This window comes from Hoylesella nanceiensis DSM 19126 = JCM 15639 (genome assembly GCF_000379965.1).
Classification (GTDB): Bacteria; Bacteroidota; Bacteroidia; order Bacteroidales; family Bacteroidaceae; genus Prevotella; species Prevotella nanceiensis.
The window spans coordinates 571,250-597,469 of sequence record NZ_KB904327.1 but is presented as its reverse complement, the minus strand read 5'-3'; the positions used below and the strand labels follow the sequence as shown (position 1 = coordinate 597,469).

The window sequence follows — 26,220 nt, the reverse complement described above, 5'->3', positions numbered from 1 at the left end:
AGAGGTGTAATATGAAGTTTAGAACAATTGTAGATATACCCAAGAGCAGTTTTTCTATCGATCCATTTGCACGTATGTTGTTTGTAGGCTCATGCTTTGCAGACAATATGGGTAAGAAGTTTACTGCCGAAAAGTTCAACACTTTGGTGAATCCTTATGGTGTAATGTATAATCCAGCGAGTGTTTATCACACCATTCAACGTATCTCCTTTGTTCCAGATTATGCTATTCTTACTTTAGGAACTAATAGAGTTTATATCTTAAAAGAAACCAATGAGATTGTAGATAATTGCCGAAAGCAACCTCAAAATTTGTTTCGTGAGGAGCAATTGAGCATTGAAGAATGTGTAAACTATTTGAGTTTGGCTATTGATAGACTAATAGAACTCAATAAAGACATCAAAATTATTGTCACAGTTAGTCCTATTCGATATGCTAAATACGGCTTCCATGGCAGTCAGTTATCGAAAGCAACCCTCTTACTTGCATCGCAACAACTTTTAGAACGCTATCCCGATAGAGTAGAGTATTTCCCTGCTTACGAGATAGTGAATGATGAGTTGAGAGATTATCGTTTTTATGCTGCAGATATGTTGCACCCCACAGAGCAGGCAGTAGACTATATTTGGGAACGATTTAGTGATACCTATTTCAGCCCATCAACTGCAGATTTTATTGCAGAATGGCGTCCCCTTAAACAAGCTTTGGCGCATAAAGTGCTCGATGCAACATCAAATGAGTTTATAAAGTTTAAGCAATCAAGTATTGAAAAACTCAATAGTATTGCGGGAAAATACCCCTTACTTGATGTAACTAACGAGCTACAACATTTCGAAAGCTTGTAGTCAATAAAACAATTCTTTTATTCTTATATTCCAATTACATTGCTTTTACACGATAATAGCAATGCTTTTACGATGTAATATCATAGCTTTTGATTGGTAAAAACTATGCTTTTATTAATTACTTTTATTGAGGTCGTATATAGTATTGATTGTAAAAGAGTTATATGTTGTATGTGTTGTAGGGGAAATAAGCCTAAAGCAGGGTTATTCTTTGCCAATGTTTAAGCCCACAACGTAGCCTGTTGTCCATGCAGCTTGCAAGTTAAAGCCACCCGTAATAGCATCAATGTCGAGCACTTCACCTGCGAAATATAAGTTAGGAATATGCTTACTCTCTAACGTATTGCTATTAATACTTTTCAAAGAAACGCCTCCACAGGTCACAAATTCTTCCTTAAAGGCTCCTTTCCCGTTGGTGGTATAAATGTCATTTGTAAGCGTTTCAATGAGTTTGTTAATCATCTTCTTACTCAACTCATTGCATTTCTTTTGGCAATCTATGTCTGCACGTGATAAAAGGAAGGTCCAAACACGATTGGTTATATCTAGAAAACGGATAGATGAAATCTGCTTTTGCGGATTGTTCTGTATGGTGTCTTTTAATAATTTCTCAACTTCTGCAATACTAAAGCCATTTGCCCAGTTAATTGCAATAGATATTTTATAATTCTGTTCTTTAGCAATTCGGGCAGCATACGAAGATAGTTTAAGGGTGGCAGGACCGCTAATACCCCAGTGAGTGATGAGAAGTGCACCACTACTATTGATCTTTGAGCCTGGAATATGTAGACTGGCGTTGGGTATAACCGTTCCCATTAGCGACTTTAAACTATTGTTGTTGATGTTAAAGGTGAAGAGAGAGGGGACAGGTTGTTCTATCTTATGGCCACATTTTGCAAGGTATTGCAATGCTTCTATGCGTGGAGAACCGCCTGTTGTTATAGCAACAGCATCGAAACATCTTTTCCCTTTGTCTTTGAAGTGCAAGCATATAGTTCCGTTTTCTTGTGCTTCGATGTTTTCTAACCAATGATCTGTAATTACTTTGACACCCAATTTGTGAGCTTCATTCACCAAACATTGAACGATACTTTGGGCATCTTGAGATTGAGGAAAAACACAATTATCTTCTTGTGTTATAAGTTTTACTCCATGTTTTTCAAACCATTGATAGCAAGAAGTATAGTCGAATATGTTAAACAAACGTTTTAATAGCTTGTGACCACGTGGATAAGCTGTTGTAAGGGATGATATTTCGTTGAACGAATTGGTTACATTACATCGTCCACCGCCTGTTATTGCCACCTTAGCAAGAACCTTTTTACTACGTTCGAAGATAAAAACTTCATTGTTTTTATTTTGTTTCTTTGCTGTAATAGCAGCAAAGAAACCAGCAGCTCCACCACCAATAATAGCAATATTCTTCATCTCTTTCCTCTTTATCAAAATATAGTTTGTGCTAATTTATTTCTCGTTCTCGTTCAAACGCATTGATAGTGCAATTCGTTTGCGTTGTAAGTCCACCTCAATAACCTTGACTTGGACGTGTTGATGCAGTTTAACTACATCGGTAGGACTACTGATATATCTGTTGGTTATTTGCGAAATATGAACTAATCCATCGTTATGTACACCAATATCAACAAATACTCCAAAGTTAGTTATATTGGTTATAATGCCAGGAAGCACCATTCCTATAGATAAATCACCTATTTCTTTGACTCTAGAATCAAACTCAAAATATTCTAATTGCATTCTTGGATCACGCCCTGGCTTATCTAATTCGGTCATAATATCTTGTAGAGTAGGGAGTCCTATCTCATTAGTAACGTACAAGTTAAGGTCAATTGCCTTTTGTTTTGCTTTGTCTTGAATAAGCATTTCAATGCTACAGCGAGCGTCTTTTGCCATTTTTTCAACAATATGGTAGCTCTCTGGGTGTACTGCAGTATTGTCTAAAGGGTGCTTTCCGTTAGGAATACGAAGGAAACCAGCGCATTGTTGAAAAGCAATATCGCCTAAACGAGGTACCTTTTTCAATTGAGAACGTGAGTTAAAAGCACCATTTTTACTTCTAAAATCAATAATGTTCTGAGCCAAAGAAGGACCAAGTCCACTTACATAAGTGAGTAAAGAGCTACTAGCAGTATTGAGATTCACTCCCACAGAGTTAACACAACTCTCCACAACTACATCTAAACTCTTTTTAAGAGCATTCTGATCAACATCGTGTTGATACTGACCTACACCAATGTTTTTGGCATCTATCTTCACAAGTTCAGCCAAAGGGTCCATCAATCTGCGTGCAATAGAAACTGCTCCACGCACAGTTACATCTTCATTTGGGAACTCTTCACGGGCAATTTTTGATGCAGAATAGATAGAAGCACCATCTTCGCTCACTACAAAAACATCGAGTTGCTTTGTAAAGTCAATTCCTTTAACAATAGAAAGCGTTTCTCTGCTTGCCGTTCCATTACCAATTGCAATGGCTTCAATATCGTATTTAGACGTAAGTTGTTTGATGGTGTCTTGCGCTTCTTTTGTTTTATTATGCGGAGCGTTAGGGAAAATAACCGTATGCTGTAATAGATTGCCTTCAGAATTCAGACAAACTACCTTACAACCAGTTCTAAATCCAGGGTCAATACCTAAAGTTCTCTTTTGTCCCAATGGTGCTGCAAGGAGTAGTTGGCGTAGATTTTCGGCAAAAACTTTAATGGTTTCAGCGTCTGCTTGTTCCTTTGCTAGTGCCAAAACCTCATTCTTTATAGCTGGAAAAAGAAGTCGTTTGTATCCATCTTCAATGGCTTCGTGAATAAGTTGGGCTGCTTTTCCATTCGATTTAATAAAGAAACGGGCAATTCTTTGAATGAAAGCATCATCGTCTAACTCAATATTAATAGACAAAAAGCCTTCTTTCTCGCCTCTATTAATAGCTAACAGACGATGAGAAGAACATCTTTTTAAGCGTTCAGAATAGTTGAAATAATCCTTATATTTAAGTGCTTCCTCTGTAAGTTCAATGCCTTTTTTCTGCTTTGCCACAACAACTGCCTCGTATTGCATGTTCTTTCTGAGCATTTGTCGTGCTCTTTGGTCTTCAGAAAACAATTCAGCAATAATGTCTTGAGCACCTTTTATGGCTTCGTTCACATCTTTAATATCGGGAGAAAGAAATGCTCTTGCTTTTTGTTCAATATTGTTTTCACGCTGAATCATGATGAATTGCGCAAGAGGTTCAAGTCCTTTTTCCTTCGCTATCTGTGCTTTTGTACGGCGTTTAGGCTTAAATGGCAGGTAAAGGTCTTCTAATTGTGCAGCAGTGGGGCATTCTTCAATTTGTTGGAGCAATTCTTTTGTCATCTTTCCTACTTCTGTTATGGTTTTGATAACGGTCTCTTTGCGTTTAGAAAGCTCCACTTCTTTGTCGTATAAGTCCTTTATTAAGCCAATATTAACCTCGTCTAAGCCTCCGGTTTGCTCCTTTCTATATCTACTAATGAATGGAATTGTTGCTCCATTGTTTAGGAGTTCCAAGGTATTCTCTACCACTTTGGCAGAAAGATTCAGTTCTTTCGCTATCTTAGATGTAAACTTATTCATTTTTCTTTTTATATTATTGTTGCAAAGTTAATGAAAAAAGATGAACTAAATGTATTCTTGTTTTATGACAATAAGCAATGTGTTTATTTCGAGAAGATAAACAAGTGTGATGCAATAGAGTTGAACTTTTATTCTGTTTTTTGTGTAATATTGATGTAGCATTTCAAATTTTATTGTACTTTTGTGCAACTATTAAAGTAATGTATGTCGGTTATAAGAATGAAAAGAGAAGGCTTTTGTAATTCGATTTCATTGAAATGGCAGACAAATACAAAGAAGAAATAAAAGAAAAGATAAGGAAATAGGGTGATGACTTATACAATTGAGAGAATAACAGCATTGATAGGAGCACGCCGATATGGTAGAACTAACGCTTCTATTGTATTCTTATTAACAGACAGTAGGTCGTTATGTTTTGCAGAAGAAACATTGTTTTTTGCTATAAAAACAATGAGTAATGACGGAAGTAGATATTTATCCGACTTGTATAAGCGTGGCGTTCGCAACTTTGTTGTGAATGAAGTTCCTGATAATTACGAGGTATTATACCCTAATTCCAATTTTCTTAAGGTGTCAAATACCCTTGATGCCCTTCAAAGATTAGCCGAAAGACATCGTGATGAGTTTGCTATTCCAGTGATAGGAATAACTGGTAGTAACGGAAAAACAATGGTGAAAGAGTGGATTTATCAACTCCTTTCACCCTCATTGGTTGTTACTCGTAGTCCAAGAAGCTACAATTCTCAAACAGGAGTGCCTCTTTCTGTATGGTTATTAACCAACAATACGCAGCTGGGAGTATTCGAAGCGGGAATAAGTGAGCCTGGAGAAATGGACTCATTGCGTGACATTATTCAGCCAACAATAGGCATATTAACAACCATTGGCGATGCACACCAAGAGAATTTCACTTCTTTAGAAGAGAAATGTAATGAGAAATTAAAGCTATTTACAGATTCAAAGCTTCTTATTTATAATGAAGATGATAGCTTAGTGAAACGTTGTGTAGAGCAATTTTCATTTAAAGGACAACGCTTTTCGTTATCAAGACAGAATGAAAAGGCAACCCTTTATGTTTCTAATGTGTTGAAAAATAATACAGATAGCGTTATATCTTATTCGTATAAAGGTGTAGAAGGTAGTTATAAGATACCTTTTATTGATGAAGCTTCTATCGAAGATTCTATTGAGTGTTTAGCTGTTGGCTTATATTTAGGTATAGATAAGAATGCAATAGAAGAGCGAATGACTTCTTTGGAGCCTGTTGCTATGCGATTAGAGGTGAAAGAAGGCAGACATGATTGTACGCTTATCAACGATTCTTACAATTCAGATATCAACTCACTCGATATTGCTTTAGACTTTATGAGCCGTCGACCAGATGCTAAAGAGCGTCAAAGAGTATTGATATTAAGCGACATTTATCAAACAGGCAAGCCTCTTTCTCTGCTTTATAGCGAGGTTTCTGCGTTGATGAAACAACGAGGTGTAGACCAATTTATAGGCATTGGACCTGAAATATGTGCTCATCAAGATTGTTTCCAATTACCAAATAGCTCATTCTTTATAACAGTTCAAGATTTTATTGATAGCGAATTGTTTTCGAATTTGCGTGATAATATCATCTTATTAAAAGGTGCACGTCGCTTTGGTTTTGATAAAATAACCGAGCTTTTGGTGAAGAAAGTACACGAAACAACATTAGAAGTGAATCTAAGTGCTTTGGTTCAGAATCTCAATTTCTATCGTTCTTATTTGAAACAAGATACGAAATTGGTATGTATGATTAAGGCTAATGGATATGGTTCGGGTGCTGTTGAAGTGGCAAAGACCCTCCAAGACCATCGAGTTGACTATCTTGCGGTGGCTGTCGCCGATGAAGGTGTGGCGCTAAGAAAGCACGGTGTGACTGCAAATGTCATGATTATGAATCCTGAGATGTCGTCTTTTAAAACGATATTCGATTATGAACTCGAGCCAGAAGTATATTCATTCCGTCTTTTAGAGGCTTTAATTGAAGAAGCAGAGAAGGAAGGAATCACTCAATGTCCAATACATATTAAGCTCGATACGGGTATGCATAGATTGGGATTCGATCCTATTCACGATATAGAACGATTGATCTCGATCTTAAAGAAGCACCAAAATACCATTATTCCACGTAGTGTTTTCTCACATTTTGTAGGTTCAGATAGTGATAATTTCGATGACTTCTCAGCACAGCAGTTCACTCTTTTCGATAAAGCGAGCAAGCAATTGCAAGCAGCTTTTACACATCATATCTTGCGACATATTGACAATAGTGCAGGAATACTTCACTTTCCAGATCGACAACTCGATATGTGTAGACTTGGTTTAGGCCTATATGGCATCAATAGTCGTGACAATCAAATTATAAATAATGTATGTTCGTTGCGTACTACCATATTGCAAATGCACAAAATAGGTCGCAATGAAACTGTAGGATATAGCAGAAAGGGTACTGTTGAGCGTGAAACTATAGTGGCAGCAATACCGATTGGTTATGCAGATGGATTGGATAGACGTCTTGGAAACAGAAATTGTTACTGCTTAGTAAATGGACATAAGGCTCCATATTTAGGCAATATATGTATGGATGTCGCTATGATTGATGTCACAGATATACCTTGTAAAGAAGGAGATAGTGTGGAAATATTTGGTGATAAGTTGCCCGTTACAGTGCTATCAGACACCTTAGGTACCATTCCTTATGAGGTTTTAACCTCTATAAGCGAACGAGTTAAGAGGGTATATTTCCAAGATTAGCAGTAAGTTGTTAAAAGAAAATGATTCTTTAAAATGCCAGTTGAGCCTTTAAAGAATCATTTTTTGTATCTTATCAATTTGTTATATTACTTCAAAATGCTTGAGTGCTTTGTATATACCGTCGTCATCTGCCGATGAAGTAACATAATTTGCCATTGCTTTTACATTGTCATTAGCATTTCCCATAGCCACTCCAACACCCGCTTTTAACAGCATTGAAATGTCATTTCCGCCGTCTCCGAAAGCCATAGTCTCGCTAATTAGCAAGTCGTTGTATGCAACAATATCCGATAAAGCTTTACCTTTAGAGGCTTGTTTGTTTACAGTATCAATGAATTCAGGATGCCATCTCTCACTTGTACAATGAGGAATTTGAGGCATAATGATGTCTTGTTGTTCCTGAGTGATGAATGGTGTGATTTGAAGAATGTCTTGTTGAAGAATCGTTTTGGCGGTTATTGAGAAGTCGATATTCGTAATATTGAGAGTATCGATGACTATCCGATCAACAATGGGCTTGTGATTGATAACTGCAGTGTTATCAGTTCCCACCAAGATAGCGGGATATTCGTGCTTATTTAGATAGTCGACAAGAGTCAATACCCCTTCTTTGGGAATGGAATGCATTGATATAACAGACTTTCCCATAAAGTTGTACGATCCATTGGTGGTGATATAACCATCAATAAGATGTTCTATATCGCCTAAATTGTTGATGAAAGACAAAGGACGTCCTGTCGAAATGAATATCTTAATGCCTCTTTCTTTGGCAATATTTAAACCATCTATAGTTGATTGGGCTATCTTGTGAGTGTTGAAACTCACCAAAGTTCCGTCGATATCAAAGAATAATGCTTTTATCATATTTATCCTGAAGTGTATTAAAAAGAATGGAATTACCTCTCAATTCCTTTATTATTGTCAGTAATTTATCAATAATCGTTTGCAAAATTACTAAAAAGCAAGATATAAAAGGGCTCTTTTCTTTGTTTTTTGTATATTTGCAATATGACACGTAAAGAACGTTATGAGTATATTTTGGCATATTTTAGAAAAGAAATGCCCATCACAACCACTGAATTACAATTCACAACAGCTTTCGAATTGATTGTTGCAACGTTGTTAAGTGCGCAGTGTACTGATAAAAGAATTAACCAAGTAACCCCCGAATTGTTTGCTGCCTATCCCACACCTTTGGCGATGTCGCAAGCAGAAGTATATGAGGTTTTTGAGTATATACGTAGTGTAAGCTATCCCAATGCAAAGGCAAAGCATCTTATTGAGATGGCTAAAATGTTGGTAGAGCAATTCAATGGAGAAGTTCCAGAGAAGAGAGAAGACCTTATGAAGCTTCCTGGTGTGGGGCGAAAGACCGCAAATGTGGTGCAAGCAGTGTGGTTTGGAAAGGCAACAATGGCTGTAGATACGCACGTTTATCGTGTTAGTCATCGCATGGGACTTGTACCAAAGACTGCCAATACGCCATTGAAAGTGGAAGAAACACTCTATAAATACATTCCAGCAGAAGATGTTCCCAATGCTCATCATTGGCTTATATTGCATGGAAGATATGTTTGTTTAAGTAGAACTCCACAATGTGCGAAGTGTGTTTTCGATAAGATTTGTCCTAAACTACTCGAAGGTTCAAAGTTGGAATAACTCTTATCGCATCTAATAAAATATCATTATATCGTTATTAATATAATTGTAAGATAGATTATGCAAGCAAAGCGAATAAATAAGTTTTTGGCAGATATCACCGCCAATAATAATAGAGAATGGTTTTTAGAACATAAAGAAGAATATACGGCTTGTAGAGCTTCTTTCGAAGAGGGAATAACAAAGCTCATTACAGCAATAGCCCAATTCGATCCAACTATAGCCCATTTAACAGTAAAAGATTGCACCTATCGTTTTAATAGAGATACTCGTTTCTCGCCTGATAAGTCTCCTTATAAAAACCATCTTGGTGCTTATATCTGTATGAATGGACGCAAGTCGCTTTGCGGAGGCTATTATATTCATATAGAAAAAGGGCAAACTCTTGTTGCCATAGGTGCTTATTTCTTGCCAACCAACATTTTAACAGCATGTCGAAATGAGATAATGGGCAATATAGATGAGTGGAGAACGAGAGTGGAAAACAAAGAGTTTGTTGAAACATACGGCACTCCTAATACTTCAAAATGGGGCGATGAACATTCTAAAGGATTTGGTCTTGAGTGCTTAAAGAGTTGTCCTAAAGACTTTCCACGTGATTATGAATACATGAATTACTTAAGAATGAAAGACTATTGTGCATGGGTTCGCTTGCCAGATGATTTCTTTGAGGGTGATAAATGGATTGAAGAAGTGGTGAGAATCTTTAAGATAGGAAAACCAATGATGGACTTTATGAATGATGTTATTGCCGATTACGAACCCTAATCCGATCACACCTTAATTATCAAAGAACTATTATCCAATGACTACTAAACAATTCTTACTATGCAACCCCATGTTGCGTATTGTCGTAGTGTTTATCTTAGGCATCTTAACGACTTATTATTTGGGGGCAGAGTTGCCACCTTTCTTTTGGCAGACAATGATTATTTCGACGATTGTTGCTTTCTTTTTCTTTCGCAGTCGAGAAATAATGGCGAGTTTATTGTTGTTCCTTTGCGCCTTTTCTGTAGGTGGTTGGCGTCTACATAGTATGCAGTTAGAAGATGAAAGATCTATTAATTCTAGCTCAGCATGTTATAATGCTGTGGTTTTGGATATGCCCGAGCGATATGGAAAAGTTGTTATGGCTCCGTTAATGATTATGGATGGCGAATGGGAGGGAATGAAAGTTCAGGCAAGTTTCTTTATTTCTGAAAGTGAAAAGGAACTTAAACAAGTGACAATGGGCAGTTGGTTAGGGATAAATTCAGAATTAACGAACTTTGAAACATCTACAGATAGCAGGTTAGAAAGCTATTTTAAGCGTTTGAAGTGTGCTAGGATAGTAGGTAAAACTTTTATTCTTCCCTCTAATTGGCAATATTGTGGTAAAGGAGTAGAATTCCTTTCTGTGTTTGAGCAAATAAAGATAAAGGCTTTGAAGGTGCGCTATGGATTGCTGAAACAAATGGAAAAGGTGAGCGGAAGTAATGAGTCGAAGGCGATATTGAAAGCTGTTATATTAGGCGAAAAGACAAGTTTAAGCAAATCTTTGCGAGTAACTTATAGTCAAACAGGCACCTCTCATCTGTTGGCTTTATCGGGATTGCATCTCAGTGTCATCTTTTCTCTCTTGCTATTATTAACGAGATCGCTCTTTTCTGCATTGATAAGAGCTTGTATTGTACTTACTTCTATATGGATTTATGCCTTTATAGTGGGCTTACCTGTTAGTGTTTTACGTGCTGCTGTAATGTTTTCTATCTTGACATTTATACAGCTTTTGAATCGGAAAGCATTCTCTTTGAATTCTCTTTCGTGTGCCGCTTTGGTATTGTTGTTTGCTAATCCTTTGCTATTATGGGACGTGTCGTTTCAAATGTCGTTCCTTTCTGTGTTGGCCATCTTTTTATTTTATCCTCTTTTCACTTTTTGTTTAAGTCCTGCGACATCGCTTATTGGTAGGCTTTTGAATGCTATTATGAAGATGATAGCTGTGAGTTTATCTGCCCAAATTGGTGTAGCTCCATTGGTTTTATACTACTTTGGTGGTTTTCCTACTTATTTCCTACTTGCAAATATTATAGCTGTTCCTGTGTTTATAGTAGTAGTTTATACGGCTTTTATGGCATTATTAGGTAGTGTTTTGTATGGAAAGATTATTGTTTTAATGACTATTGCTTGTGACTTGATTGATAAACTTAATGCTGTTTTAAGGTGGATTGCAAAGCTTCCTTATGCTTTTATTGCAGATGTGTATATTGATGAGTTGCAAGTTGGATTGTGTTATATCTTAATTGTCTTGCTCTTTTGGGTGGTAAAAATATGTATTAAGGTGTATCGCTCGCAGATAATTGCCCCTTACTAACATCTTATTCTTTTTATTGCTATCGCCTGTTGAGAGTAATAGCTATCGTTTTATAGTGTAAAAGAAATGCTTTTACATGGTAAGATAATTCTTAAAATGTATCTAATTGAGAAAGAAGAAGTTACCTTGTGATACAAACTAAACAGGTAACGATTTGGAAACGAGCGAAGTGCTTTCTGTCGCATGTTTCTACATCAACAAAGAACGCTTGTTATTCTGTTTGCAAAGATAATAATTTGCTTTGAATAACAAGCGTTTTTGATAAAATTTTCGCTCTTTTACTTCATCCTTGAGTTTTTGAGCGATTGGAAATAGATAGGAGCTGTTATATACTTCTTCCTCTTTTCTTCTTTTTCTTGGCTTGGCTTCTGAGTTTTCGTTGCCAAGCCATCTCGGCATAATCATCACCGTGTGTCTGTGGATTGATAAGTCTACCTGCTCCCGAAATCATTTCTTCGGCTGCTTTCAAGGCGGTGCTTGCTACATTTCCTACGGCTTGTGCAATAGATGAACTTTCGTTTGCTTTTGTAGGTGGTATGTACGAACGACTGGGAGGAACAAGTTGATAGCTTGTGTCTGAGTGGGTTTTATCTTTTGTAGTCTCGTGTGCCAATGTGTGAGCTTTTGTTATCGTCTCCTTTGTTTCGGCTTTATTGGCAATCTCAAAGTTCTTCTGCAAGGAACGGTAGCCGAACTCCCTGCCTATCTTGGAAGCCTTGAAGGATTGTCCTGCGTATGAGAATTTCAAGCCATAGACATTGCCCTACTTGTTCTTCAAGCGTTCGATGGTTACACCACTCTTGTTAAGGTCGTAGAGGAACATGGAATGCCCTGTGATACCTGTTCCTTTGTACTTGTCAAGCAGGGAATAACAGATTTGCTGTACCTCTTTCTTTGTTTGCTCTCTCATTGGACTGGCTTTTGTCTTTTGATATTTCTTCTCCGCCTTGACCTCCTTTGCGATGGTCGAGCCTTTCTCTCTGCTTATTTCCTCCGCCACTCTCTCTGCCTTGTTGCTCACAAAGGTGGTATCATAGACCTCTCCGTAAAGGCTGATACGGTTGGCAATAATGTGAATGTGTCTATTATCGGTGTCCTTGTGCGTTACCGCTACCCATTGGTGGTTGTCAAGTCCCATTCGCTTGGCAAACAAATGAGCTATTCCCATAAGCTCGGATACAGACAATCTTTTCTCGTCCTGCGGTGCGATGCCTATTTCGATACGGAGAAACTCGTTCCTGCAACGGCTGTTATAGTTGCTGACCACTTTCATTTCCTCATAGATAGTCTTTGGCTCTCTGCTGCAAAGATTGTGTAAGGCAAGCCGACTGCCGAGTTTGCCCTCGCTGAAAATATAGTCTAAAGCCGTGCTGCCATGCGCTATCGCCTTACACTTTCCTATCATCTCTTCTCATATTTAAGACTTTATATATCTCATCGTCTACACGAAAATGAGGGTTGTAGAATCTCTTAAATGCCTCTTTGGCACATAGCGAAAGGTTCTTAGTGATATGTACCCACCTTTCATCCTTAACCTTGATAAGGTTAGAAATCTGCCCATAGAACCTGCCCGTATGCTGAAGTATACAAATGGCTTCCCTCTCATTTTCGGTCATCTTAGGAACAGCTGTTACCTCTCCATTAAGTAATATCTCACGGCAGTAATCGGAGAACTTACACCCCGCACTTTCCGCCTTAGACTTGATACGCTGCTTTTCCTCTAAGGTGCATCTTACCTTGATGAATTCTGTCTTGTTCATCTTCTGCTCTTCCTTATTCTGTTGCTGCCATTTAGCTGTCTTTTTATCATATCTGTTCATATAAGCTTCCTTGAAAGTTAATCATTATAGATGATTCATTGTCTCTTAATTCTTGAATACTGACCGATGAGAACGGAGTGATTACGGTCTTATCTCCCCGACAGTCCGACGAGGGGAGCAAGAGCAGTTTGTGGGTACAAACTGACGTCTTGCAATGCTACCGAACAAATTATATACGCTTAAAACGTTTTATAGCCTAAAAACGAATGCCGTGCATTCTATGACTAACTGCGTTCGTGGCATTCTCATAGAGAACTAAGCCGAAGAAGAAAAGGTAGACCTTTTCCCTGAAAACCGTCTACCTTTTCCTTGTGGTTTACAGTCTTCTCCATGTCTTCACCATATTCCTCCAGATGCTGACGAACGATGTTCTCAACAAAGCTTGAAAGGTTGCTGCCCCTGTCGCCTAACCTACGCACAATGAAGTCGGCACGTTCCTGTGTCTCCCTGCTCAGATAGACAGCCTTACGGTTGTTTAACTTGGTCGGCACAAGATTGGCTTGCTTGTAGGCTTCGAATGTTTTCTTTCTCATCTTGGCACTGATGTGTTTCTGAACGGTTACGTTCTCAGTATTCCGTGCAGGCTCAGAGTGCATGGTATTCTCTGTGTCCTGCTTGTTTAAGGCTTGAATAAATCAGGCTTTGCTTGACTTAAGTTCGGCAATGATATATTCTGACGAGCCTTCAATTTGGTTTAGTCCTAAAGACTGGTTGGTGGCGTGGTTAGTATTCTCCATTTTTTTGCTACCTGTTGTTTTCTTTTCCATAGTTCTATCTCATTTTATGTTTGACCTGTTTTGATTTTCTCTCCAAACTTTTTCATCTTTCTTCTTACTACATACTATTTTGTGCTAAGGAACTGATAATCAATCGCACCTTGTAGTATTTACTCATACTACTAACTTACGACATAGGCTTACTACATCGACTACTGCAACTGCTAAACAAATAGCAAAAAATCGTCTGCTTCCTGTAGGGGCTGTAAGAAAATCATTGTCGTTTACCGATGCCACGAAACTTGCCAAGTGGGGAATGGCTTTCAGTGAAAAGGGAGAACTGCTACTTACATCCAACAATGGCAACCTTTTGAAATACTCCTGTATGGGATTGACACGTGGAGAGAAGCTGCTCTCAATAATTGAATAGAGGTTGTCGGAAGATGTGATAATCCCCACATCGTTGTCAAGTTCCCTGCGGAGCGCGTTGATTTCATAGCGCCCCACTTTTGAGAAGTGAGCATCCTCCTTGCCCCTGTATTCGGTTCTACCTAATATCGTGTTATATCTGAACTAATAATAGGAGGAGAGATAGGTTTCTATCTCACCTTTTGGGGAGGAAGTCTTCCTTTGCTTGGGCGTATTATTTTCGCCCACAGAATTGTCTTTATCTGCATTCCTTTTCATTATATGCTTGGTTTTCTTTCCGAGAGTGAAGTTAGGAAGAGAATGTCAAAGTTCCAAGCATTCAGGGAGTGCTTGCATAATGTTGCGTTCATTGGCAATAAAGTTCGCACGGATTTTTATGGAGACAGGAAAAGAAATGACTGATTTAAACACGAATTAAGTCAAAACTGGGTATAAAATAGCAAGGAAAGGCAGAGATAGAAACGTACCTTTTGCACACGTTTGCAGTATTCTGCACCGATACTGCAAACAATAGAATCAGCACAGAAATAGGGTAGCGTTTGTCCACACTAAAAGTGTTACAAGGTGTCACTTGAACGAAGAATTATTGAATAGGACATGCACTGCCCTATCTTTGCACCAGACGGACGGCGAAAGAAGAAAACAGGGAAAGAATGTACAAACGGCTACCGATAAAAAATGCGTTAGCTTTTCCTTCTACTTCCCGATGTTTCCCTGCTGTTCCCTGCTGCTTTGAAATATGACAAACTCATCATACTTTTGTTGGCATAAACGTACAATGAAACGCAGAACAGGCAAAGGTGTTGTCAATACCAATAAGGCAGAATTACAAACAAAATAACAATAAAACTATGGGATATTTTATCATTACGGATTCAAATTGGGCAAAGCTGAGGTACGAGATACTCAATCTTGCCGAGACCTGCCACAAGGCATTTGGAGAACAGAGCAGGCACACTGAGTGGCTGCACAATGGTGATGTGTGCAGGCTACTCAACATCAGTAAGCGAACCTTGCAGCACTACCGTGATACAGGCGTGCTGCCATTTTCCCAAATCGGGCATAAGTGCTATTACAAGCGTGAGGACGTGGAACGGTTGCTCCAAACCAAAACAGAGAAATCAAAAACGGAAAAATAAAATAAACACGTAGGTTATGGAACACGTAAGAGATTTGAATATGGAGGCTGGCGATATGCAGGTGGTGCTGTCAGCTATCAGCGGAGTAAGCAAGAGAATTAAGGAAGTGGCACAGATACACAAGCTGTTGTTTGGCGGTGAGCACTTTCTCACAGGTGAGGAAGTATGCGAGAGGCTGTATATCAGCCCCCGCACCTTGCAGGACTATCGGGACAGGAGGATTATCCCCTACACGCAGTTTGCAGGGAAGATTCTCTATAAGGAGTCGGATTTGGAAAGAATCTTGGAGAAAAACTTTAAAAACAGCAAATTAAAAATGTAAAAAATGTGACATTTCCCTAAAAACATGGGCTTTCTATCAACTTCTCATTATTGACAAAATTCTCCCCATTCTGTACTCGTAGAATATCATTTACTTTGTATCTCTTTGAATTTCTTTTCGTCTATCTTTTAATTGTTGGATTATTTTACTTCTATCTATACGTTTTTTGCCATTTTTATTTTCATTTACTCTTATATAGAGGCTAACAAGATTCTTTAAAAGGAAATCATCGAAATTCTTTTCTGATGACTTATAATAATAGAATAAAAGTTTTAGGTAACATGCGTCTGCAACGTACTTTTTATTAAAGTTCTGGATAAATTGGGCAGTAACATTTTTAAACTCAGCTCCTCTAACATCTGCATACATAAAGACAGAAAGGAATCTCTCAAATTCAGAGACATTCGTAATATTCAGATTATCTTCCTCTACTTTCTTATAAAAGACCTCTGATAATTTAAATGTTCCAAGATTATTACTTAATAATTCTTGATGAATATTTGGTAGAATACGAAGGATAAACATAAATTCTTCAATACGATTACTTGGAAATTTATTGGAATGTCTAACAAAACTTTCACATATCAATTTATACAGCATACAATATGCAATCGAATTCCTCAAAATTATTTTGTATGAGTTATACTTCATGTTTTCCTCTTTGATCTCTTCAGAATTCCTTAACACATTCATTGTAAGTAGAAGAATTTTATTATAATTTTCGAATTTATTGGTATTTTTTCTTTTTATTATATTTTGATCTTGCCCATTTGATCGAACCTCATATTTTCTATCTACTTTAATATTCTTTTCTTCTTCTGTCTCTTTCTCAGGGAGGACATTAAATAAATCATCTGCAGTGATTTGTTCAACCAAACTCCTGTCTACATTGAAAAAATCATCAATAGAATTCACTCTTTTAAATACAATATCATTTATATCTATATAGTAATATTCTAATTGATCTATCAACATTTGCAGAATTTCCTTTTCTCCACGATGCAAACCCGTATAATATATGATTTCATTATAGAAATAGAAAAACTTATTCTCATCCAATACTTCTTTTTTGAATTCCGCACTAAACTCCATTCGCTTAGCCAACATAAATTCAAAGAAACAAGCAAATTTAAATCGGATGTTAGAGCCGTCTTCAATAAGAATCCCTGTGTCTAACAAATCATTGAGGATTCTATAAGGTTGATATAAGTTGTTAAAATCCAATGCTGTTAAATAATTTTCTATAAATTTTAAAATAGAAGAGTGTGATAGAGCATAATTGTCTTTATTTTCCCTTAACATCTGTTCTGCTATTTCCGAAAGGAGAACGAGTTTATTGCTATAATCAAAAATAGCACGTTCCCCAATAGATTTACCATCTTTTGCTTTGAGTAATTCAATAATAAAACTTTCAATTAAAACAGAATTATTTAATGCTCTATATGAATCCTCACGTTCTAAAATCCAAAGAAACATAGATACAGAAAATGGGGTACGAGGGAGATTAAAATGTGAAAAGGCCTCTAACAAAGTATTGAGTTTTTTCACATTGATACCTGTACCTTTTTTGGAAATCCATTTCCTTGCTAATTCTTTAATCTGTTTTGTTCTAAATTGCGCGATTTCAATCCGCTGATAATCTATTATAGACAGAGAATCTGCATTAAAAGAAAGGTCCCTAAATTTCTTTTCAAGACTTGTTCCTATGAATCTACATCCTGTATATTTTCTGCAAAATTCATTTAAAATAAAAAGTCTATCTTGAGAGTCCATAGTGAAAGAAATATTATCAATCAATATGACAACATTTCCACTAGCTAATATTTTTTCACAATTACTCTTATTAACTCCCCATATATTACGTAGAATCAGCACAATATCCTTATTGATATCATGAAAATCAAGACGTGCAGGTAAAATATCTTTTCTTTTTTCAATAAATTCTAACAGTATTCTATCAAGCATAATAGTCTTACCAGCCTCTTTTATTCCAAAGATTATGAAGTTGTCATCAGAATTTATAATATCCTCAAAGTTATCTATTGTGCTCTCTTTGAATTCCCCCTCAGACTCTTCCAATTTATCTATCTTGGTCAAATGTGGCATAACAAATATTTCCTGAATTGATTTGGGAGCATTGGAATTAGTGTTATAACTTAACAAATGTCGATCCATTTCAGAAATGTTCTCTCTAACAAGCATTAGTGCCTCTTTCCTCTTTTTAGCGACAGTAGCAATTTCGCCTTGAGGAATATCTATCGTCCATAAACCATTATTCCCAAAATTTAAATCTTTACAAAAACTTTCACCATCTATTTGTTTAAAAACTGATGTGCTAATTCTACTTTCATCAAAGTCGTAATCTATTAATCCGAAACCATTCTTATAGTTGTAATTAGTTTCATTTATATTGTCAGATAGAATACCAGGTGCTACAACCTCGAACGAATTTCCATTAGGTGATAATTTATAATCACTGGTAGAACTATGAGTATGTCCACAAAAATACATATCATAATTTTTCGCTAACAATTGCTCGTCATTCAATCTTTCTTCAGCTTTTAGCCATTCGTATTTGTGATGAGAAATCGCAACCTTTAAATCACAATCAGAAAGGAATTCAATAGAATTTCGAATTTGTGATGGTCCCATCCAGATATTTCCTCTATCCTTATCAGAATCCCAACATCTCCATGCCGTATTTAATGTAGAGATGCCAATGCGATGTTCTTCTATTTGCAATTTAAAATTTGAACAAAATTTTGAGAATTTATACTCATCAGACGTTAAAATACCAGAATAAAATCCTTTTTCAAATTCCTTGAATGGTACAATTCTGTTCACGCTATTATCAGAATCTTCATTATCTATAATGTCACTAACAGAATTCAAGTCTTTTAGTAAAGATTGCAAGCCTATTTCTGTAGCTTTACTATCTTTGTCCCTTCTGACATCATGATTACCCATCGTGAAAATAAAACGGTTGAGAGGAAGCTTTATAGCAGTACATAAACGAATAATGAAAATTTTTTTAAAAGCTTCGAACGCGTCTTCTATAGTAGGAAAGCTTCTTCCGCCTTGGTTAATCATGTCACCTGTAAATATGATTAAATCTATTTTCTTTTCTTCATTAATCATTTTGAGTGCGCACTCTAATTGATATACAATGTTATTAAATGGTGTCAGTTTAGACTTATCTAAATGGAAATCGGAAAGATGTATTATTCTCATTTTGCTTTTATCTAATTTATTGCAAAGATAATGAAAATAAACGAATTCTTACATACAAATAATTCTAATAATGTTCTCACAGAATTAATATATTAATTTTAGATAAAATACAAGAAATAAGATAATCGTAAAAATGAAACATTGATTAATTAAATACAATAGGGGCAAATGCTATTCCCCAACAACCCTTGCGCCATAGAAATTAGAGATTTATAAAAAAGTCACTAGGATGAATATTCTCATTGCTCGGTGTTGAGCCAGAATCATCAGAGTCGACTTCGCCTTTCCATTCCTCCCACTCGATGTCCATATCCGTCAGTCCACGTACAACATGACAACCGCCACCTGTATTTCTCTTGCCACCCCACAGAAGCGGATTGTGGGAATGAAGCGCACGCGCATGCCGTTATTGTTCATTGCTGCCGTGAAGTAGGACGATCGATTCCGTCGAACTTCACCGAGCACCTCTGTGCCATATAGTCGTCCATCACGCCGCTTAATGTCGTGAGTACAACACGTACATCGGAAGGGCATACCATTAATTTGACCGCCAAATACTTTGCTACTTGATCCGTTGTGATGACGGGGCCAACGAGAACGAACTTGGGATACCACTTGTCGTTTACTTTCATTTTCTTGTTGAATGCCATAGGTTTGATTGTCTTGTGCTGGAAGGCTGCGGAATGTTAATAACAACTAAAGTATAAGTAGTGCCCCACTGAGGTATATTCAGGCAAGGTCTGTTTTTGCACCGCTTCTCGATTAGTTAATAAATGTTGTCAATAGTATCTGTTCTACTTGAAACGGAAAATCACACCTCACCATCAGTGAAGGGGAGCGTGGTATTATGTTGTATCAGTCTTTCCAAGCATTGAAGCACGGTTTCCCCCAGTCCTCTTCCTCGTCGAAGAAGATATTCTTCTTCGCATTGAGTTCATCGCCTTCTATGGTTCATGACTGAATGCCATACTATTATCCGTTGGCAAAGACTTGGTCAACAGGCATGACAAAACAGGCAACGAAATATCTTGCAATTCCCCTATCCAAAGGCTTCTTGCAGTTTTTCACGCACGCGTATAGTAAGATATTTATGGAAGGAGTTTGCGATGGTGTCCCTATGAGAGAGTAATAAGTTATTTGGAACTGCCAAATTAATCTGACAACAAATTCACGGCATTTTTCACATGACAATCCGTAAAAGATACATACGGGAATCTACAGCAAAGCCTCTGTTTCCCTGCGCTGTACATACACCTTATATTATATAAGGAAGGATACTGCCGAGATCTGTTACTCTCTAATCTATTCACTTAGTGATAGTTATAATCGGGTGTAAAGATTATCAAAGTTCCTGAAACTTGTAAAAAAATAATTAGATATGGAATTCGTGTGCGACACGAATGTACCTTTATATATTACAATCATATTCTTCGTTCTGTCATTGACGTAGTATGTAGTCATGTCGTAGTAATGAGAATGGTCATTTTTTGACTACACGCCAATCCTTTCTCTTTTGCCGTCTTACTCCTTATTGTAGTTATGTTGTAAAAGATATAATCAGTGAAAGAAAAAGAAATATATTCATCAGTTCTTGGTATTGTCCAATAGGAAGATTGGCGTTACAATGGAAGCCTCTGTCTGCAATCTTTTATTGATTGCTTTCTGAATAAATGCGCTTCCATGCTGTCCAATAGAAAGGACAGGGCGATGATGACAGGAAGGGGATAGAGTGGTGAATAACTTACGGTCTTTCCCTTCTTGATAACTTCCTCACCTGCAACCCTCTCATCGGGATGTAGGTTGGAGGATTTTATTATCGTTTGCAGCTATGGTTGAGTTTCCTCCATGTAACCCCGAAGAACCTCACAAGTTCACTCTCTGTCATAGCTATCTCTCCGTTTCCTTTGCGAATGACTTGCATTTTGCTGCCCCAATCAAAATAACTACGATGATTGACAGTGTTTGTTCTTATGTTTGGATTGTTGTTTGTCTTCATGCCGTTTCCTCCATTTTACAGGTTACAATATCCGAAGATTCACAAGCCTCTCTCTCCACTATTTCTTTCTCCTTTTCCGATTGCTTGGCGATGAGCCTGTCCATATCCTCTGAAATCTTGTTATCCGTCACCTGCGCATAAACTTGAGCGCTTGATATGGAAGCGTGCCCCATCATCTTGGCTATGCTCTCAATAGGTATGCCTGAACTTAGGCTCATCGTACCGAAAGTGTGCCGTGCAATATGGTACGACAATCGCTGTCTGATACCGCAAGCCTTGCCCACAATGCACAGGTTCTTGCTCATCACGCTACGGCTGCAATGCGGTTGTGTCGCCTTTTTCTTTCACCGTCTGCTGTTCTTCGTTTCCTGCCTGCGCATTCCTGCAATGGCTGATGATGGTTTCAGCTATGGGGTGTAACGGTACGACAAACTCAACCTTTGTCTTCTGACGCTCCTTGCGGATATACTTCTGTCCGTCTGCTGCTGTTTGGATATGGCTGTATTCTAAACTTTCCATATCGACGATTGCCAACCCTGTAAAGCAGGAAAAAACAAACATCAGCCGTGCCAACTCAGATTCTCTGTCGTTCATTTTCATTGCCATAAGTTTCATTACATCGCTCTTTTGCAGGAAGCGTATCTTCTTTTCTTCATTCTCATACTTGGCGTTCTCAAAGGGATTGCAGCGGATAATCCTGCTGCTCACCGCACGAAACATCAGTCGGCTCAGCCAACAAAGGTAACGGTTAATAGTCGATGCGGCATATTCGCGCTTCTTCAAGAAGAAACGGTATTCATCAAACAAATCCTCCGTGATGGCAATAATGGGTATATCCTCATTTCCTATGTCCTTTACAAACTCCGTGAGCATCTTGTCTGAGTAATACAGGTTCTGATAAGTTCCCGCAGCCTTTGACTTACCTACTGACTATTTGACGGATTGCAGTTCCGCCTTACTCATGGCAAGGAGAGTAGTGGGATTGGTGGCAAAGCCTTGCAAGCGGTTCTTGATAAGTTCCACGCTTACCACTCCGTCCTTTTTCAGTAAATCTCTATACGTTCTCTCAACAAGTTCCTTAAACTCATTGATTCTTTGGTTTGTCTTCTTGTTGGTTGTCAGCCCTTGTTTAGCGTTTCACTCGGAGGGCTGGCACTCTTCGCCTGTGGTAATGGCTGCGCTTTTTCCGTCTATCGTGATACGGCAGAGAATGGCGGTGTTGCCGTCCGCCTTTGTCTTCTGTCTGTTGATATAGAACAGTATCTTGAATGTACTTCTCATAATGGTCTTGATTGAATTGTCCGTTTTTTATTTGACTAAATACTATGTTAAATGAAAGCAAATGGTCAGATAGCCAGTTGCATATCTTCGGTGAAAGAAAGGAAGCAGTCAAATTCCTCAAAGAGTTTCTGTGGTGTTACTTTTGCATAGCGCTCGGTCATACTCACGTTGCTATGTCCGAGCATCTTGCTCACCGTTTCAATGGGCACGCCCTGTTCAAGCGTGATGAGCGTTGCGAAAGTGTGCCTTGCGGTATGCGTGGTAAAGGGAAATGATATACCTGCACGAAGCCGCAGGGCTTTCAGGCAGGTCTGATAGTTCTTGTACTTCATGTATGGAAGCAGCGTTTCCCTTTCATCGCTGCGAAGTTTCTCCATCAGCCTAATAGCTTCCGGCAGCAGTTTGACACGGCAGAATACGCCTGTCTTTTGACGGTTGAACTTCAGCCACAAACTTCCCTCGTCATCACGGACAAGATGAAGATTTACCAAGTTCCATCAAATCGCAATACGCAGCACCTGTATAACAGGCAAAGAGGAAAATATCCCTTGCCGTTTTCATTTCCTCCTCCAAGTCATTAAGGCGGAGAACCTTTAACTTGTCCAATGCTTCCCTGTCAAGTGCCTTTGGAATTTTCTTGTCTCCCCTTTCTATATGGGCTTTGTCAAACATCAGAGTATCGGCTATCCCCTCGCGATAAGCCAACTTACAGACTGTTTTCAACTGGGATATGCCACTGCGAAGAAAGAACTTTCTTGGAAACCGCATACTCCCAAGTAGTATTGGCGAAACTCATAGATAAAGTTCTCTGTCAATTGTGAGAAAGCCAAATCAGAAACCTTGTATCTCTTTTGAATGAACTCCTGCAAGCGGTTTCTCGTAGAATGATAACTTGACAGGGACTCTTTCTTGATGTCCACACCGATATGGCTTTCTTTCTCCTTGATGAGCATATCCAGCCTTTCGATAAGCATACAGCGAGTCTGTACGCTCCCTTGGAACAGCTCTTTCACTTCGGTTGCGTCAAACGGGCAACCTTTGGAGAGCAGGGACTGATAAGCCGACTGGACAGACAACAGCAAACTCTCCAACCTGACGTTTATCTCCACCGCTTCACGACTCTTGCCGTCCATCCTACTCTCTCGTGGATTCCACAACTCTGGATTGCAGGAGAGTTTACAACTGAACTGCGCAACATTCCTTCCAAGTGTGATGCGTCCCATAATCGGAGCCTTGCCCGACTTGTCCAAACCGCTCTTTTTGAGGTAGAGCAACACCTTCATCTTTTCATTTTTCATACGCTTTAATTTTTATGGACAAAGTTACCCGAATTAAAGCGTTCCCCACTTATGCAGAAAACTGCCGACCACAGCAACAGCCACACGAGCGAAAATAATTCAGTTACCGGACATTACTCCATCGTTACCTATCCCAAAATCAGGTAATGCTTTAGTAACTGAACTTTTGCCTAAATCTGCATATTCCTACCCTTTTTGAAAAGAGTACTTTTATGCAAATCGTTCCATTTCTCACTCATTGTCAGTTAGTTTACTCCAACTTCGACCTTTCTTCATTTTCTTTGATTAGTTACAATGCCATCTCAATGCTTTTGTTTGATAAAAGGATAGCTTTTACACAGGAATAGGAAAGGTGTTGAAATTCAATTTCTTGCTTGTACATTCTAAGTTTCTATTCTTGTAGTAGAATAGATCTGCTCATTTACAATGGAATAGGGGAAAAATAAAAATCCGCAATGTTCGATATTGAACATTGCGGATGATGAGTTATAATTCGAAAACCTAATAGGTTACCTTCTTAATTAAAAGAATAAATAACGGTTATCGGTTACGTTTGCATTGAGATAAAGCTCGTTCATGAATGAACCTGCATATTGCATGTACTTTTGACGAAGCTTTTGTTCTTCTTCAGTAGCCTTAAATGGAACGTTGTTTGTTGCCTTTCCTGTTACTTGGAATAGGTAAACTGCAGCGTTACCCTTAACTGGTTGTGCACTGAACTTACCCTTTGCAGTAGCAGAAACAGCACCACTTAGAGCTGGTTCACTTGCTCCTGTAGCAGGAATAAATACTGGTGCAGCGAATGTTATTTGTGCTACTTCAGAGATAGTTGCACCCTTTGCTTTTGCAGCGTTAATGCTATTCACACCCTTAGCCTTTGCAATTAGTTGTTCAGCCTTTTTGTCTTTGATTACTTCAGCCTTAACAATTTCCTTAACTTGTGGGTCTGTTACAGCACGATAGCCTTTAGGATTAACCTTATCTAGGATAACAAGTAGAAGGTGATCGTTATCTCCACATTGATACATTGGTGACACTTCGCCTTCTTTTGCATCGAACAACCATTTCAAAGCGTCACGAGTTCCGTGAATTCCTGCAAGATAGTGTTCTGCAGTTGTAACGTCTTTACGTTCTAATACAGTGTAACCACTCTTTGCAGCGTTCTTTGTTATAGCCTCAGGAGTTGTGTTTGCACTAACAAAAGAGCTAAACTTGTTGTATGCTGTTGTGTAGGTGTTTTGAGAGAAATCGATGTTTTTCTTCACTACTGCAGCTACATATTTGTTTGTGAAAGCTGAACGATTAAGAACCTGAACGATCATGTTGCCTTGTGTGAAAGCAATGTTTTTAATTTCGTTTACAGGTAGAGTGTTCAATGTTTCAATAAGAGTTTTTGTGTCATTGTCTAGAGATGGTGCGGTTTGGTATTGTGAAGTAGTTAACCAAACCTTATCTCCTGTTTGTCCATATTTCTTTGCAAGAACTTCAAAGTCAGCTCCACCTTTAAGTGCTTGATAAACAGAATCAGCTGTTTTGTGTGCTTGTTCTGATGTAGCACCACCGATTTGGATTTGTCTGTATTGTACAGAATCGGGCAATTGTTGCTTGCTTACAAGTTTAACAACATTAAGAGTGTTATCCAAGTTGCTTTCGAATACGTTAGAAACTTGGCCTACTGCCATTGAATCTAGCTTGCTAGCAATATCTTGTGGATATGCATTCTTTGTTACAGCAACACCAAGGTAAGGAATAAGTGATGTGCTTCTGCGAACAACATTGTTTACATCTGTAGTCTCAGAAAGATCTTTTGCGTATCCAGCAAATTGCTTCTTAAGATCTTCAGTGTCTTTTGTTGAAGGCTTAACCTGAATGTCGATGTATTTGATATTACGTGTTTCTACTGGTTGTTTGAAACGTTCTTTTAGCTCATCGTATTTGCTCTTTAAGTCAGATTCAGTCACAGTAATCTTGCTATCATCAATAGAAGAGTAGGGGAATGAAGCCAATTGGATATTACTTTCTTCTGTATTATCTTTGAAAGCCATCTTAGCTTCTACTGGATTTGAAAGTAAGCAGTTAGCAAAAAGAGCTTGATATTTTTGTGCAAGCAATTGTTGACGAAGGTTCTTTTCGATGAAAACCCAGTATTTATACAAGTTTTCATACTGTTGAGCCATTTGAGGATTAGTGCTTTTCTGTGTCTTATAGTCTGCTAAGAATTTCTTTAAAGCATTAACATCGAATCGACCTGTTTGTTGATTAACGAATGGTGTGCCCATAAGCATTTGGTTTGTACCAGCCTTTAGCACGTTTTGAATTTCTCCATCTGTAACAGTTAAGCCAAGAGCTTCAGCCTCTTTCTCAACAATTTTGTTTTGAACAAAAGTGTTCCAAACCATGTCTCTGATTTGAGTTTGCTCTTCTTCACTAAGGCTTTCTTTACCTTGTTGCATCTTAATTACTTCAGAATACTCTTCAACAAGCTTTTGAAATTCTTGTACATCAAGTTTCTTTCCCAACACTTTACCTAATTGTTGGCGATCGTTATTGCGGTTAGATTCCCACGAACGGAATGCTTCTTCGGCAATAAAGGCAAATAGGGCAAATCCTATAACGCCTACAAGGACAGCGCCTTTGCTTCTGATTTTTCCTAATACTGACATTGTTTATTTTGTTTTTATTATTATTTTCTGAATGAATACTAAGTGAGTTGCAAAAGAATCGTTACATTAGTAGTG

Annotated in this window: 14 protein-coding genes and 6 pseudogenes; 7 read left to right on the top strand and 13 right to left on the bottom strand. The window is 38.0% G+C overall.

Annotation, left to right across the window (positions count from 1 at the left end; translation table 11 throughout):
• The first annotated feature begins 11 nt into the window (after positions 1 to 11).
• On the top strand, positions 12 to 845 hold the full coding sequence (locus A3GM_RS0102495) for a GSCFA domain-containing protein (protein ID WP_018361810.1): 834 nt from the start codon (positions 12 to 14) through the stop codon (positions 843 to 845).
• Between the two features lie 204 nt (positions 846 to 1,049).
• Here the strand turns inward: A3GM_RS0102495 and A3GM_RS0102490 are convergent, their stop codons facing one another.
• Complete coding sequence (locus tag A3GM_RS0102490; RefSeq protein WP_018361809.1) at positions 1,050 to 2,273, bottom strand: BaiN/RdsA family NAD(P)/FAD-dependent oxidoreductase; 1,224 nt, start codon at positions 2,271 to 2,273, stop codon at positions 1,050 to 1,052.
• A 36-nt stretch (positions 2,274 to 2,309) separates the two neighbouring features.
• Positions 2,310 to 4,451, bottom strand: coding sequence for a Tex family protein (locus tag A3GM_RS0102485; protein ID WP_018361808.1), 2,142 nt, complete (start codon positions 4,449 to 4,451; stop codon positions 2,310 to 2,312).
• A gap of 309 nt (positions 4,452 to 4,760) precedes the next feature.
• On the opposite strand from A3GM_RS0102485, the gene A3GM_RS0102480 reads away from it, so the two are divergent.
• Positions 4,761 to 7,238: a bifunctional UDP-N-acetylmuramoyl-tripeptide:D-alanyl-D-alanine ligase/alanine racemase gene (locus A3GM_RS0102480; protein ID WP_018361807.1), complete on the top strand. Its 2,478-nt coding sequence runs from the start codon at positions 4,761 to 4,763 to the stop codon at positions 7,236 to 7,238.
• Positions 7,239 to 7,319: 81 nt separating this feature from the next.
• Here the strand turns inward: A3GM_RS0102480 and A3GM_RS0102475 are convergent, their stop codons facing one another.
• Positions 7,320 to 8,102, bottom strand: coding sequence for a Cof-type HAD-IIB family hydrolase (locus tag A3GM_RS0102475; RefSeq protein WP_018361806.1), 783 nt, complete (start codon positions 8,100 to 8,102; stop codon positions 7,320 to 7,322).
• A 144-nt stretch (positions 8,103 to 8,246) separates the two neighbouring features.
• On the opposite strand from A3GM_RS0102475, the gene nth reads away from it, so the two are divergent.
• From nth to A3GM_RS0102460, 3 genes are read left to right on the top strand one after another with little or no spacing between them, the layout of a single operon-like run.
• Entirely contained in the window at positions 8,247 to 8,897 is a 651-nt protein-coding gene (gene nth, locus A3GM_RS0102470) for an endonuclease III (protein ID WP_018361805.1), read from the top strand.
• 60 nt (positions 8,898 to 8,957) lie between these two features.
• A complete protein-coding gene (locus A3GM_RS0102465) occupies positions 8,958 to 9,665 on the top strand; it encodes a DUF2461 domain-containing protein (RefSeq protein WP_018361804.1) in 708 nt (235 codons plus the stop codon).
• A 37-nt stretch (positions 9,666 to 9,702) separates the two neighbouring features.
• Positions 9,703 to 11,250 carry a ComEC/Rec2 family competence protein gene (locus A3GM_RS0102460; RefSeq protein ID WP_238299173.1) on the top strand — a complete coding sequence of 516 codons (1,548 nt, stop codon included), beginning with the start codon at positions 9,703 to 9,705 and terminating at the stop codon, positions 11,248 to 11,250.
• Between the two features lie 325 nt (positions 11,251 to 11,575).
• On the opposite strand, the pseudogene A3GM_RS10905 reads toward A3GM_RS0102460, so the two are convergent.
• From A3GM_RS10905 to A3GM_RS11330, 4 genes and pseudogenes are all read right to left on the bottom strand, one after another.
• Positions 11,576 to 12,655, bottom strand: a pseudogene (locus tag A3GM_RS10905) (relaxase/mobilization nuclease domain-containing protein).
• The gene (locus A3GM_RS0102450) at positions 12,639 to 13,070 is read right to left on the bottom strand and encodes a plasmid mobilization protein (protein WP_018361800.1); all 432 of its coding nucleotides are present in this window, start codon (positions 13,068 to 13,070) and stop codon (positions 12,639 to 12,641) included. The pseudogene A3GM_RS10905 and the gene A3GM_RS0102450 overlap by 17 nt, the downstream one beginning before the upstream one ends.
• A 245-nt stretch (positions 13,071 to 13,315) precedes the next feature.
• A pseudogene (locus A3GM_RS10900) lies at positions 13,316 to 13,690 on the bottom strand (DUF3408 domain-containing protein); the annotation flags it as partial.
• Between the two features lie 363 nt (positions 13,691 to 14,053).
• Positions 14,054 to 14,473: pseudogene (locus A3GM_RS11330) on the bottom strand (VapE domain-containing protein); the annotation flags it as partial.
• A 593-nt stretch (positions 14,474 to 15,066) separates the two neighbouring features.
• Here A3GM_RS11330 and A3GM_RS0102435 point away from each other — a divergent pair.
• Both A3GM_RS0102435 and A3GM_RS0102430 read left to right on the top strand, forming a co-directional pair.
• Positions 15,067 to 15,354, top strand: coding sequence for a helix-turn-helix domain-containing protein (locus tag A3GM_RS0102435; protein ID WP_018361797.1), 288 nt, complete (start codon positions 15,067 to 15,069; stop codon positions 15,352 to 15,354).
• Between the two features lie 16 nt (positions 15,355 to 15,370).
• Positions 15,371 to 15,676: a helix-turn-helix domain-containing protein gene (locus A3GM_RS0102430; protein WP_018361796.1), complete on the top strand. Its 306-nt coding sequence runs from the start codon at positions 15,371 to 15,373 to the stop codon at positions 15,674 to 15,676.
• A 90-nt stretch (positions 15,677 to 15,766) separates the two neighbouring features.
• Here the strand turns inward: A3GM_RS0102430 and A3GM_RS0102425 are convergent, their stop codons facing one another.
• The 6 genes and pseudogenes from A3GM_RS0102425 to A3GM_RS0102405 all read right to left on the bottom strand — a co-directional run bounded on the left by A3GM_RS0102425 (position 15,767) and on the right by A3GM_RS0102405 (position 26,145).
• Positions 15,767 to 18,907: a metallophosphoesterase gene (locus A3GM_RS0102425; RefSeq protein WP_018361795.1), complete on the bottom strand. Its 3,141-nt coding sequence runs from the start codon at positions 18,905 to 18,907 to the stop codon at positions 15,767 to 15,769.
• A gap of 413 nt (positions 18,908 to 19,320) precedes the next feature.
• Positions 19,321 to 19,446 (bottom strand): hypothetical protein, encoded by a 126-nt coding sequence (locus A3GM_RS11845; RefSeq protein ID WP_309546646.1) that lies wholly within the window; start codon positions 19,444 to 19,446, stop codon positions 19,321 to 19,323.
• 1,045 nt (positions 19,447 to 20,491) lie between these two features.
• A pseudogene (locus A3GM_RS11320) lies at positions 20,492 to 20,903 on the bottom strand (hypothetical protein).
• Positions 20,900 to 22,184: pseudogene (locus A3GM_RS10890) on the bottom strand (tyrosine-type recombinase/integrase). Before A3GM_RS10890 ends, A3GM_RS11320 begins: the two co-directional pseudogenes overlap by 4 nt.
• 65 nt (positions 22,185 to 22,249) lie before the next feature.
• Positions 22,250 to 23,482: pseudogene (locus tag A3GM_RS10885) on the bottom strand (site-specific integrase).
• A gap of 521 nt (positions 23,483 to 24,003) precedes the next feature.
• Positions 24,004 to 26,145, bottom strand: a complete 2,142-nt coding sequence (locus A3GM_RS0102405; RefSeq protein WP_018361791.1) for a peptidylprolyl isomerase — start codon at positions 26,143 to 26,145, stop codon at positions 24,004 to 24,006.
• Positions 26,146 to 26,220: the final 75 nt, after the last annotated feature.